This is a genomic window from Amycolatopsis sp. NBC_01286 (assembly GCF_035982555.1).
Taxonomy (GTDB): domain Bacteria; phylum Actinomycetota; class Actinomycetes; order Mycobacteriales; family Pseudonocardiaceae; genus Amycolatopsis.
Map to the genome: position 1 here is coordinate 7,845,827 of NZ_CP108428.1, position 13,580 is coordinate 7,859,406.

At 73.2% G+C, this 13,580-nt stretch carries 4 protein-coding genes; 3 read left to right on the forward strand and 1 reads right to left on the reverse strand.

From position 1 onward, the window contains the following. The first annotated feature begins 480 nt into the window (after nt 1-480). From OG570_RS36090 to OG570_RS36100, 3 genes are read left to right on the forward strand one after another with little or no spacing between them, the layout of a single operon-like run. On the forward strand, nt 481-1,872 hold the full coding sequence (locus OG570_RS36090; RefSeq protein ID WP_326949530.1) for a glycosyltransferase: 1,392 nt from the start codon (nt 481-483) through the stop codon (nt 1,870-1,872). Nucleotides 1,873-1,897: 25 nt separating this feature from the next. Next, nucleotides 1,898-2,887 (forward strand): ATP-binding cassette domain-containing protein, encoded by a 990-nt coding sequence (locus OG570_RS36095; protein WP_247051690.1) that lies wholly within the window; start codon nt 1,898-1,900, stop codon nt 2,885-2,887. Next, nucleotides 2,877-3,644, forward strand: coding sequence for an ABC transporter permease (locus OG570_RS36100; protein ID WP_326949528.1), 768 nt, complete (start codon nt 2,877-2,879; stop codon nt 3,642-3,644). The genes OG570_RS36095 and OG570_RS36100 overlap by 11 nt, the downstream gene beginning before the upstream one ends. 278 nt (nt 3,645-3,922) lie before the next feature. On the opposite strand, the gene OG570_RS36105 is transcribed toward OG570_RS36100, so the two are convergent. Further along, complete coding sequence (locus OG570_RS36105; RefSeq protein WP_326953363.1) at nt 3,923-13,573, reverse strand: SDR family NAD(P)-dependent oxidoreductase; 9,651 nt, start codon at nt 13,571-13,573, stop codon at nt 3,923-3,925. Between the last annotated feature and the right edge of the window lie 7 nt (nt 13,574-13,580).

The following is a 13,580-nucleotide window of genomic DNA, read 5'->3' on the forward strand; positions in this document are numbered from 1 at the left end:
CCGGCACCGGGCCGGCGACTCCGCGCACCAAGTTGGCCCTGCCGGCACCGAGGTGGCCGCCTTGGGCTGAAAGTCGGCCCTTACCGGCCGCGAGTCGGCCGCACCCGACGCTGTGTCGGCCACTCCGGGCACTGTGTCGGCCGCTCCCGGCGGGGAGTTGGCCACCATCGGCACCGAGTTCGCCGCGCCGAGCGGCAAGTCGGCACACCGCGCGCCGCAGCTGACCGTTCCCCGGCGCCGTGTCAGCCGCACCGGGCACCGAAATTCGCCTTCCGGCGCCGAGTCCGCGGCTCCGGGCGCGGACTCGACCACTCCCGGCGCTGCGCTGGCCGTCCCGGGCGCCGTGTTGGCCGATCTCGCGCACCGTGTCCGCCGCTCCCCCAGCGCCGCGGACCGCGCGCAACAGTAGGTAAATCACGGAAACTCCGCTGTTACGGTCGCCCGGTCCGCGCGCTTCCCGTCCGTGAAAGGTGCTCGACCATGAGCCGAGATCGGCGCCCGATCCTCTTCGTCAGCTCGCCGGACAGCGGACTGATCAACCCCCAGCTGGTGCTCGCCGCCGAGCTCTCCCGGCGGGGCGTTCCCGACCTGTACTTCGCGACGAGCGACAACCGCCGGGACGAGGTGGAGGCGATCGGGACCGTCGCGTTCCGGTCGCTCGGTGCGCCGATCCCCGAGCTGTCCTCGGGTGCCTGGGACGACGAGACCTACGCGGCCGTCACCCAGCAGTCCCGCTGGAAGGCGCACAAGGCGCTGATGCGCCAGACCTTCGACACCCGCTTCCGCAACGCGACCTACCGCGCGCTCGAGGAGATCGTCCGCGAGGTCGAGCCGGCGCTGATGGTGATCGACTCCCTGCTGCACGCGGGCTTCGAGCTGGCCGTCACCTACGGCATCCCCTACGTCGTGAGCGCGCCGTTCTCGCCGAGCAACCTCGTCAACAAGCTCCCGAAGACCTACCCCGCCCCGCACTCCGGGCTGCCGCAGGACATGACGCCCAGGCAGCGCCGGGAGAACAACGCCTTCCGCCGCCGCCGCGGCCGTCTGTTCATCGCGGACTCGCTGCTGCGCAAGCGGGTCGTCGAGTACGTCAAGTCCAACAAGGAGCTGGGCGTGTCGCGGCTGGCCGCGAAGTACACGTCCCGCATCGACCAGGCCCGGCTCGTGTTCAGCTACACCCTGGCCGAGCTCGACTACCCGCTCGAGATCCCGGAGCACTTCCGGATGCTCGGCGCGATCCTGCCGCCGATCCCGGAACTGCCGGACGAGCAGGACGTCAAGGGTTGGCTCGACCGGCACGAATCCGTGGTGTACATGGGGTTCGGCACGGTCGCCCGGCTGGGTGCGACGGAGGTCGCGAACCTCGTCGAGGTCGTGCGGCGGCTCTACGGCGACCACTCCGTGCTGTGGCGGCTGCCCGCCGCGGCCCACAAACTGCTGCCGGACGACCTGCCCGCGAACCTGCGGATCGAGAAGTGGCTGCCGTCGCAGCTGGACGTCCTCGCCCACCCGCACGTGCGCGCCCACTTCACCCACGGCGGCGGCAACGGGTTCGTCGAGAGCCTCTACTTCGGCAAGCCGCTGCTGACCCGTCCGCTGTTCGTCGACTGCTACGACCAGGCCGTCCGCGGCCGGGACCTCGGCGTCGGCCTGGTCGTCGACCGGCCCGAAATCGTCGACGTCGACGACACCGTCGCGAAGCTGACCGAAGTGCTGCGGAACCCGGAGTTCACCACCCGGGCCCGGGAAATCGCCCGGCTGCAGCACGAACCCGGCCGCGGCCGCGAAGCCGCCGCCGACCTGCTGCTGTCCCTCGTCGCAGACGAGCCGGCCGCGCAGTCACCCACCCCGTCGGCCCGGCTCGCCCGGTGACCGGCCGGCGCACCCGGAGGTATCGATGATCAAGGCCCAGGGGCTGGCCCGGACGTTCACCGCGCAGGGCCGCACGGTCGAGGCGGTGCGCGGGGTCGACCTGGACGTCGGCGCCGGCGAGATCGTGGCGTTCCTCGGCCCGAACGGCGCCGGGAAGACCACGACCATGCGCATGCTGACGACGTTGATCAAGCCGACGGCCGGCACGGCCACCATCGCCGGCGCCGACCTGCTCACCGAGCCGACGAGCGTGCGCCGGCACATCGGCTACGTCGCCCAGGGCGGCGGCACGGTCGAAGAGCGCAAGGTCAGCGAGGAACTGGTGCTGCAGGGCCGGTTGTACGGCCTGAACAAGTCCGACGCGCTCGAGCGGGCGCGGGACATCTCGCACCAGCTCGACCTCGACGGCCTGCAGGACCGCCTCACGGTGACGCTCTCGGGCGGCCAGCGGCGGCGGCTCGACCTGGCGCTCGGCATGGTCCACAGCCCGGCGCTGCTGTTCCTCGACGAGCCGACCACCGGCCTCGACCCGCAGAGCCGCGCCCACCTGTGGAGCCACATCCGGCGGCTGCGTGACGAGCAGGGCGTCACCGTGTTCCTCTCGACGCACTACCTCGACGAGGCCGACGCGCTGGCCGACCGCATCCAGATCATCGACAACGGCGTGATCGTCGCCGAGGACACCCCGGACGCGCTGAAGTCGCGGCTGCTCGGCGACGGCGTCGAGGTCACGGTGCCCGAGGAGCTCGCGGACCACGCCGAGCTGGTCGTCGCCGGACTGGGCTCGGCGGAACGGCTGCGGCGCGACGGCGCGACCCTGCACTTCCAGGTCGCGCACAGCGAGGAGGTCCTCTCGCCACTGGTCCGGGCGCTGGACCGGGCGGACATCCCGCTGGTCGCGCTGCGCGTCCAGCGGCCGACGCTCGACGACGTGTTCTTCACCCTGACCGGCCGGAGCCTGCGCGAGCCGGCCGCCGCCGGACTTGAACCCGACGGAGTCACCGATGCTGCGTGAAGCGATCCTGATCTACCGCAGCGAACTGGCCGTCACGCTGCGGAACAAGCCGTACCTGATGATGGGCATGATCCAGCCGGTGCTGTACCTGGTGCTGTGCGGGCCGCTGCTGGCGGTGCTGGTGACGCGCGCGCCGGGCACCCCGGCGGGCACGTCGTGGGTGGACCTGACCCCGGCGCTGATCGTCCAGATCGCGGCGACCAACGGCATTTACGGCGGCTACATCCTGCTGAGCAACCTCCGCAACGGCACCCTGGACCGGCTGCGCGTCACCCCGGTCAGCCGGACGTCGCTGAGCCTGGGCAAGGCGCTGCCGTCGGTGACGCTGTCGCTGATCCAGAGCGTGATCATCCTGGTACTGGCGGGCGGCGTCTTCGGCGTCTCGCTGAGCATCGTGGGTGTGCTGCTGGTGCTGGCGATCGCGGCCCTGACGTCGATGACGATCGCCTGCTGCTCGCACGCGATCGTGCTGAAGCTGAAGAACGAGGACGCGTTCTCGTCGCTGGTGAACATCGCGATCCTGCCCCTGACGCTGCTGTCGGGCATCCTGCTCCCGATCACCCCCGACCGCGCCCCGACGTGGCTGTACGTCCTGTCGCGCTTCAACCCGCTCGCGTACATCGTGGACATCAGCCGCGCGAGCTTCCGCGAAACCCTCCCGCTGGTCCCGACCCTGATGGGTGCGGTGGTCATCATCGCGCTGGCGGCGTTGGCCCTGCGCTGGAACACCCGCACCTTCCAAACCGAAACCGCTTAAGCTCCACACGAAAGCCGGGCCGGGGACACGTTCCCCGGCCCGGCTTTCTGCTGCCCAATCACACGAGTCGACCCTCCAATCACGTGTCGTCGCCCCAATCACGCGTGTCGACCCTCTGATCACACGTGTCGACCCTCCAAGCACACGATGACCGTTCCCGCTCCTTGTGATGGAAGCGCCGACACGCGTGATTGAGGGGTCAACTCGCGTGATTGGGAGGTCGACACGACGAAACCGGGGCCGTCGGCGTTAGCCGGCGGCCCCGTTTCGCGTCTGGGTTAGGAGAGTTCGGAGTCGATCAGGCGGAACAGCTCGCCGTCGCTGGCCGAGTCCAGGGAATCCAGGAACTCGTCGCCGCCGGCGTCCAGGCGGTCCAGTAGGGAGCGGAGGCGGGTGGTCAAGGTGGTCACCGCGGCCGGGGTCAGGGCCGGGTTTTCCGCCAGCGCCTCGAAGCGGGTCAGTTCTGTCAGGACGCGCTCCGCGGGGTCGGTTTCCTCCGGGCTCAGGAGGTCGCGCAGGTGCTCGCTCAGGTCGCGGGGGTTGGGGTGGTCGAACAGGACCGTCGCCGGGAGGGTGAGGCCCGTCGCGTAGCTGAGGCGGTTGCGCAGCTCCACCACCGTCAGCGAGTCGAAGCCGATCTCGGTGAAGCCGACGTCCGGGTCGATCGCCTGCGGGGTGTTGTGGCCCAGCACGCTCGCCGCCAGTTCGCGGACCAGACCCAGCAGCTCCTTCTGCTGCGCCGCGGGCTCGAGGTCGCCCAGCTGCGGCACGAACGACCGCAGGCCCTCCTCGCTGATCTTGGCCGTGCGGCGGACCTTCGGGACCAGCCCGTGCAGCACCGGCGGGACGACGTGGCCGCGCAGGATCGCGAGGTCCAGGGCCACCGGGACGATGGTCGCGGTACCGGCGGAAAGAGCCGCGTCGAACAACGCCAAGCCCTCCTCCGGACGCAGGCGCCGCATGCCGGACTTCTCCAGCCGCTGCGCGTCGACGTCGGCGAGCGTGCCCGCCATGCCGTCCGCCTGAGCCCACGGGCCCCACGCCAGCGACAACGCCGGCCGCCCCTCGTCACGCCGGAGTTCGGCCAGCGCGTCGAGGAACGAGTTGGCCGCCGCGTAGTTGCCCTGGCCGACGCCGCCGAGCAGGCCGCTCGCCGACGAGTACAGGACGAACGCCGAGAGGTCGAGGTCGCGGGTCAGGTCGTGCAGGTTCCAGGCGCCGTCCACCTTGGGGCGCAACACCTTCTTCAGCCGCGCCGGGGTCAGCGACCCGACGACGCCGTCGTCGAGCACGCCCGCCGTGTGCACGACCGCCGTCAGCGGGTGGTCGGCGGGCACCGACGCGAGCAGGTCCACGACGTCCTCGCGGTCCGATGTGTCGCACGCGGCGACCCGGACGTCGGCGCCGAGTTCCTTCAGCTCCGCCACCAGTTCCGCGGCCCCGGCGGAGCCGAGTCCCCGGCGACTGGCGAGCAGCAGGTGCCGGACGCCGTGGGTGGTGACGAGGTGCCTGGCCAGCAAGCGGCCCAGTCCCCCGGTGCCGCCGGTGACGAGCACCGTCCCGTCGCCGAGGTCGAAGTCCGCACCCGCGGTAACCGCCCGCACCAGGCGCGCGCGGTGCAGGACGCCGTCGCGCACCGAGATCTGGGTCTCCCCCGACGCCACGACGACGGGCAGCACACCCGCATCCGACGCGCCGAGGTCGACCAGCAGGAACCGGCCCGGGTTCTCCGACTGCGCGGCCCGGACGAGCCCGTGCACCGCGGCGGCGACCGGGCCGCCGCCGCGGGTGACGAACACCGTCGTGACGCCGTCGAGGCCCTCGGCGGCCAGGAGGAACTGCAGCTGGTCCAGCACGGTCGCGGTCGCGCGGTGCGTGACAGCGGCCAGGTCGTCGCCCTCGGTCGCGACCGGGATGACGAGGACCGCGTCGTCGCTCGCCGCGGCCACGAGGCCGGGCAGGTCGGCGTGCGCCTCGGCGTCCGGGAAGCCCGCGGAGTCGCCGAGCACAAGCCAGCGGGCCGCCCGAGGCGACGGCGTTTCGGGCAGCGGCGTCCACTCCAAGTGAAACAGCGAGTCGGAGCCCGATTCCCGTGGCGCGACGGCGGCTTCGCCGAGCACCACCGTCTCCGCCGATGCGACCAGCGCGCCGGCGGCATCGGTGAGGTCGAGCGTGATCGTGTCCTCGGCCGTCCGCCGGACGTGGACGCGGGCGGCGGCGGCACCCGCGGCGTGCAGTGCGAAACGCGTCCAGCCGGTCGCCGCGCGGGGCGTGGAATCCAGCAGCGACACGGCTTGCAAGGCCGCGTCGAGCAACGCCGGGTGGAGCCCGAACTTGGCGGCGTCGTCCTGCCGCTCGGCGGGCAGCGCGATCTCCGCGAACACCTCGTCCGCGGCCAGCCACGCCGTCCGCAGGCCGCGGAAAGCGGCGCCGACGACGTGCCCGCGTTCGGCGAGCCCGTCGTAGAAGTCCTCGAGATCGACCTCGGTCGCGTCGGGCGGCCACGTCGGGTCGACCGCGGGTTCGCCGGCCCCCATCGAGAGCCGGCCGGACGCGGTGCGCGTCCACGACGCCTCGCCGACACCCTCGGGCCGGGTCCAGATGGTCAGGTCCCGGTCACCCGCGGGGTTCGCGGCGCCGACGACGACCTGGGCGTGCACCCCGCCGACCGGCGGCAGCGTCAACGGCGTCTCGACGGTCAGCTCGGCGACGACGTCGCAGCCGACCTCGTCGCCCGCCCGCACGGCGAGTTCGACGAACCCGGCCTCCGGGAACACGATCGTCCCCTCGACGGTGTGGTCGGCCAGCCACGGCTGCACCTGCGGCGACAGCGCGCCGGTGAACAGGAACCCGCCGGACTCCGGCAGCGCGACCCCGGCGCCGAGCAGCGGGTGCTCGGCGGAGTGCAGGCCGGACAGGCGCAGGTCGCCGCCCGCGCCGTGGAATCCCTCGGGCCAGTACCGATCGGCGGCGAAGGGGTAGGTGGGCAGGTCGACCGGGACGCCGCCGCCGAAGAACGCGGCCCAGTCCAGGGGCACGTTCCGGGCGTGCAGGCGGGTCAGCGCGGTGGTCAGCGCGCGGCACTCGTCGCCGTCGGCGCGAACGGCCGCGACGACCTCCCCCGCGTCCTCGGCCAGGCTGTCGGCCGCCATCGCGGCGGCGACGCCGTCCGGGCCGACGTCGAGGAACGTCGTCGCGCCGGCCTCGGCGAGCGTGGTGACGGCGTCCGCGAACCGGACGGCCTCGCGCGCCTGGCGCACCCAGTACTCCGGCGAGTCCAGCTCGGTCGCGAGAGTGCCGGTGACGCCCGAGACGACCGGGATCGACGGCGCCGCGAACTCCAGCTCCGCCACGACCTTGCCGAACTCGTCCAGAGCGGGCTCGATCAGCGGCGAGTGGAAGGCGTGGGAGACCGACAGCCGCCGCGTCTTCGCGAAGTGCGCACCCAGCGCGAGCACGGCTTCTTCGGTGCCGGAGACGACGACGGACCGCGGGCCGTTGAGGGCGGCGATGGCGACGTCACCGGTGAGCAGCGGCCGGACCTCGTCCTCGGTCGCCACGAGCGACAGCATCGCGCCGCCGGGCGGCAGGGCCTGCATGAGCCGGCCGCGCGCGGCGACCATCCGGCATGCGTCAGCCAGGCTCAGCACGCCGGTGACGTGCGCGGCCGCGATCTCGCCGATCGAGTGTCCCGTCACGAAGTCCGCCCGCACGCCCCACGACTCGAGGAGCCGGTAGAGCGCGACCTCGAAAGCGAAGATGGCGGGCTGCGCGTAACCGGTCTCGTCGAGCAGCTCGGTGTGGTCGCCGTGCAGTACGGAGCGCAGCGGGCGGTCGAGTTCGACGTCGAGGTGGGCGAGCACGGCGTCGAGCGCGTCGGCGAACACCGGGTACGCGGCGGCGAGGTCACGGCCCATGCCCGGACGCTGGCTGCCCTGCCCGGCGAACAGGATCGCGAGCTTCCCGCCGGCCGGTCCGGCCGCGGTGGGCGCCCGGGTTCCGCGCGCCAGCACGGTGAGGCCGTCGAGGAGTTCGTCCCGGTCGCGCGCGACGAGACCGGCGCGGTGGTCGAACCGCGTGCGGCCCGCGAGCGCGGCGGCCAGGTCGGCGACGGCGACGTCCGGGTGCTCGGTGACGAACGCGGCCAGGCGGTCGGCCTGCGCCGCGAGCTGGTCGGGTGTGCGAGCCGAGACCACGACAGGCACCGGACCGGCGACCGACGCAGGCATCGATTCCACAGCCGTGGCCTGTTCCAGGATCACGTGCGCGTTGGTGCCGCTGACGCCGAACGAGGACACGCCCGCGCGGCGCGGCCGTCCCGTCTCGGGCCAGTCCTGCTGGTCGCCCAGCAGGGTGACGGCGTCGGGCTGCCAGTCCACTTTGGACGTCGGTGCGTCGAGGTGCAGGGTTTTCGGCAGCACGCCGTGGCGGATGGCCTCGACCATCTTGATCACTCCGGCGACGCCGGCGGCGGACTGCGAGTGGCCGATGTTGGACTTGATCGAGCCGAGCAGCAGCGGCCGTTCGCGGCCGGTGCCGTAGGCGGCGATCAGGGCCTGGGCCTCGATCGGGTCGCCCAGCTGGGTGCCGGTGCCGTGCGCCTCGACGGCGTCGACCTCGGTGCCGGTCAGGCCCGCGTTGGCCAGGGCCTGGCGGATGACGCGCTGCTGCGACGGCCCGTTCGGGGCGGTGAGGCCGTTGGACGCGCCGTCGGAGTTGACCGCGGTCCCGCGCACCACAGCGAGCGGGGTGTGGCCGTTGCGGACGGCGTCGGACAGCCGCTCCAGCAGGAGCAGGCCGGTGCCCTCGGACCAGCCGGTGCCGCCCGCGGCCTCGTCGAACGACCGGCAGCGGCCGTCGGCCGCGAGCCCGCCCTGGTAGCTGAACTCGACGAACGCGCTGGGCGTCGCCATCACGGTGACCCCGCCGGCGACGGCCAGGGAGCACTCCCCGGACGCCAGGGCGCGCGCGGCCATGTGCAGCGCGACCAGGGAAGACGAGCACGCGGTGTCGACGGTGACCGACGGGCCTTCGAGGCCGAACAGGTAGGAGATCCGGCCGGACAGGACACTCGTGGCCGCGCCGGTGAGCAGGTGCCCGGCCAGCTCCGGCGGCGGCGAGTAGCCGTTGCCGGAGCCGCCGACGTAGACGCCGGTGTCGCTGCCGCGCAGGCTGTCCGAGCTGACGCCGGCGCGTTCGAACAGCTCCCAGGCCGTTTCGAGGAGCTGGCGCTGCTGCGGGTCCATGGCCAGGGCTTCGCGGGGTGAGATGCCGAAGAAGCCGGCGTCGAAGTCGGCGACGCCGTCGACGAACCCGCCTTCCTGGACGTAGGACATGCCGCCGCTGAGGCCGAGCAGGTCCCAGCCGCGGTCGACGGGGAACTCGGTGATCGCGTCGGTGCCGTCGGCGACGAGGCGCCACAGGTCCTCGGGCGAGCGGACACCGCCCGGGTAGCGGCAGCTCATGCCGACGATGACGATCGGGTCGCCGTCGACGATCCCCGACGCCGCCGGGGCGGCCGTGAGGTCGCCGCCGCCGAGCAGCTCGGTCGCCAGCAGGCGCGCGACGGCGTCCGGGCGCGGGTGGTCGAACACGAGCGTGGAGGGCAGCGTGAGGCCGGTCGCGGCGTTGATCCGGTTCCGCAGCTCCACCGAGGTGAGCGAGTCGAAGCCGAGGTCGCGGAACGGCCGGCGGGCCTCGATGGCGGCGCCGCCCGCGTAGCCGAGCAGGCCCGCGACCTGGTCGCGGACGAGGTCGAGCAGCGCGTCTTCGCGTTCGCGCTCGGACAGGCCACGCAGCCGGTCCAGCAGCGCCGACGCGGTCGAGACGGCGTCGGCGGACGGGCCGTCCGCCAGTTCGCGCACCTCGGGCAGCTCGTCGAGCAGCGTGCCGGACCGGCGGGAGGTCAGGGCCGGGACGAACCGGTCCCACCGGACGTCGGCGAGCACGACGGCGGTGTCGTCGTGGGCGACGGCTTGGCCCAGGGCAAGCAGCGCCTGGTCGGGGTCGAGCGGCGGCAAACCGCGCGCCCGCAGGAACTCGGCCGTCTCCTCGTCGGCGGCGACGCCGGTACCGGCCCACGCGCTCCAGGCGATCGACGTCGCGGCCAGACCGCGGTCCCGGCGGTGGCGGGCCAGGGCGTCGAGCCCGGTGTCGACGGCGGCGCGGTCGCGCTGGCCTTCGGCGCCCCAGATCGCGGACACCGACGAGAACAGCACGAACGCTTCGAGGTCGTGGTCGGCGAGGACGTCGTCGAGCAGGACGGCGGAGTCGTAGGCACCGGCTTCCGCCATCCCGGCGGTGTGCAGCACGGCGGTCAGGGGCCGATCCTCGGGCACGGTGGCGAGCAGGGCGGTCAGCGCGTCGCGGTTGGCGAGGTCTTCCGGGCCCGCGTGCAGGACGTTGACGTCGGTGAGCCAGCGCGTGACGTGCTCGCCGAACCCTTCGTGGCCGCCGGTGACCAGGACGGTCCCGTGCGGGCGCCACGGTTCTGCTGCTCCCCCGGCCGCGGAGCGGACCAGACGGCGGCCGAACAGCCCGGACGCGCGCACGGCGACCTGGTCCTCAGGGCCGCCGACGGCGGCGGCGAACCGGGCCGCGGCCCGGGCGTCGAGGGTCTCGGGCAGGTCGATCAGGCCGCCCCAGGCGCGCGGGAACTCCAGGGCCAGCACCCGCCCGGCACCCCAGAGTGCGGCGCGGGCGGGGTTGTGGACCGGCTCGGACCGGCCGACCGACACCGCGCCGCGGGTGACGCACCACAGCGGCACCACGGCCTCGGCTTCGGCCAGCGCCTCGGTGAGCGCGGCCGTGGTGGCGAAGGACGTCCCGTCGAGGTCGAGCAGCGAGAGGACGCCGGTGTAGTCCTGGCCCGGCAACGCTTCGCGCAAGACGTCGACGGCGTCGGTCTCGACGCGGACCTGGACGGCGTTCAGCGTGTCGAGGGCTTCCGCGATGTCGGCGGGCAGGTCGGTGGGGACGAGCGCGAGCCACCGGCCCGGCGCGGACGTCTCGGCCGACAACGGCTTCCACGTGATGCGGTAGCGCCAAGCGTCCACAGCGGACTGTTCGCCGCGGCGGCGGCGCCACGACGAGAGCGCGGGCAGCACGCGGGTGAGCGCGTCCTCCTCGACGTCGAGGGTGGTGCTGAGCGCGGCGAAGTCGGCGTCGTCGACGGCCGTCCAGAACGCGGCCTCGGCCGGGTCCGCGACGGCGTCGGCCGAGGCCGGCTCGGGCCAGTAGTACTCGTGCTGGAAGGCGTAGGTGGGCAGCGGGACGATGTGCGCGCCGGCGGCCAGCAGCGCCTTCCAGTCCGGGCTGACGCCGCGGACGTGCGCCTCGGCGACCGACGTCAGGAACCGGTCGAGGCCGCCGTTGTCGCGGCGCAGGGTGCCGGTGACGACCGCGCGGGCGTCGGCGGACTCGGCGGTGTCCTGGATCGCGACGGCCAGCACCGGGTGCGAGCTGATCTCGAAGAACACCTGGTACTGCAACGAAAGCAGCTCGCGGACGGCGTCTTCGAAGCGGACGCGCTGCCGCAGGTTCCGGTACCAGTAGGCGGCGTCCATCTTGGTCGTGTCGAGCCAGTCGCTGTCGACCGTGGAGAAGAACGGGATGTCCGACTGGCGCGGTGCGAGCCCGGCCAGCGCGGTGTGCAGTTCCTGCTCGATCAGCTCGACGTGCGCGGAGTGCGACGCGTAGTCGACGTCGACGCGGCGGACGCGGATCTCGGCCGCGGTCAGCTCGGCGATGAGCTGCTCCCCCGCCTCCGGATCCCCGGCGACGACGACGGACGCCGGGCTGTTGACCACGGCGACGGACAGCTTGTCCGCATAGGACTCAAGCCGCGTTTCGACGTCGGCGACCGGCAGGGCCACCGAGATCATGCACCCGGCACCGGCCAGCCGGCGGGCGATGGCCTGGCTGCGCAACGCGACGACGCGGGCAGCGTCGGCCAGGCTCAGCGCGCCGGAGACGCAGGCGGCCGCGATCTCGCCCTGGGAGTGGCCGGCGACGGCGTCCGGCCGGATGCCGGCGGACTGCCAGAGCGCGGCCAGGCCGACCATGACGGCGAACGACGCGGGCTGGATGACGTCGACCCGGTCCAGCTTGGGCGCGTCGTCGTCACCGCGCAGGACGGCGGTCAGGGACCAGTCGACGTGTGCGGACAAGGCTGCTTCGCACTCGGCGATCCGGGCCGCGAACACCGGCGACTCGGTCAGGAGCCGCGCGCCCATGCCGGCCCACTGCGCGCCCTGGCCGGGGAAGACGAAGACGATCTGGCCGTCGACGTCGGCGGCGCCGGTGGTGACGGCCGGGTCCGGGGTGCCGGCCGCGAGTGCCGCGAGGCCCACGCGGGGGTCGTCGGCGACGATCACCGCGCGGTGGTCGAGCGCGGCGCGGGACGCGGCCAGCGACCACGCGAGGTCGGGCGCGTCGAGGGCGCCGTCGCCGAGGTGCGCGAGCAGGCGCGCGGCCTGGGCTTTCAAGGCGGCTTCGGTGCGGCCGGCCAGGACGAACGGACGGACCCCGGCGGGCGCGGTGTCCCCGGCGGTCACGTCGGCGGGTTCGGCCTGTTCGAGGATGACGTGGGCGTTGGTGCCGCTGATGCCGAACGACGAGACGGCGGCGCGGCGCGCGCGGTCCACCTCCGGCCAGGCGGTGTTCTCGGTGACGACCTCGACGGCGCCCGCCGTCCAGTCCACCTGGGACGACGGGCCGTCCAGGTTCACGGACTTCGGCACGACGCCGTGGCGCAGCGCCTGGACCATCTTGATCACGCCCGCGACACCCGCGGCGGCCTGGGTGTGGCCGATGTTCGACTTCACCGACCCCAGCAGCAGCGGCGTCTCGCGGCCGCGGCCGTAGGTGGCCAGCAGGGCCTGCGCCTCGATCGGGTCGCCCAGGGGCGTGCCGGTGCCGTGGCCTTCGACGACGTCCACATCGGACAGTCCGAGGCCGGCGCCGGTCAGCGCCTGCCGGATGACCCGCTGCTGCGACGGGCCGTTGGGGGCGGTGATGCCGTTGGACGCGCCGTCCTGGTTGACCGCGGATCCGCGAAGCACGGCGAGGACTTCGTGGCCGTTGCGACGCGCGTCCGACAGGCGCTCCAGCATGATCAAGCCGACGCCCTCGGACCAGCCGACGCCGTCCGCGGCGTCCGCGTAGGACTTGCAGCGGCCGTCGCGCGCGAGGCCGCCCTGCGCGGAGAAGTCGACGAACGAGCCCGGCGTCGCCATGATCGTGACACCGCCGGCGAGGGCCAGGTCGCAGTCGCCCGCCCGCAGCGCCTGCGCGGCCCAGTGCATCGCGACCAGCGACGACGAGCACGCCGTGTCGATCGTGACAGCGGGGCCTTCGAGGCCCAGCGAATACGAGACGCGGCCGGACATGACGCTGCCCGCGGTGCCGACGCCGAGGAAGCCGAGGGCCTCGTCGGGGAACTGGGCGCCTTGGCCGTAGTCGTGGTACATCACGCCGGCGAACACGCCGGTTTTGCTGCCGCGCAACGAAAGCGGGTCGACGCCGGCGCGTTCGATGGCCTCCCACGACGTCTCCAGGAGGAGGCGCTGCTGCGGGTCCATCGCCAGGGCTTCGCGCGGCGAGATGCCGAACAGGCCCGGGTCGAACTTCCCGGCGCCGTCGACGAAACCGCCTTCGCGGACGTAGGAGCGGCCACGCTCGTCGCCGAACAGCGAATCCAGGTCCCAGCCGCGGTCCTCGGGGAACCCGGCGATGCCGTCGCCCCCGGACAGGACGAGGTCCCAGAGGTCCTCCGGCGACCGCACCCCACCCGGGTAGCGGCACGCCATCGACACGATCGCGACCGGCTCCTGCTCCGCCGACTCCAGCTCCTCGACCCGCTTGCGCGTCTTGGCGAGGTCGGCGGTGACCCACTTGAGGTACTCGACGAGCTTCTTGTCCTCGGTCATGGCGGCC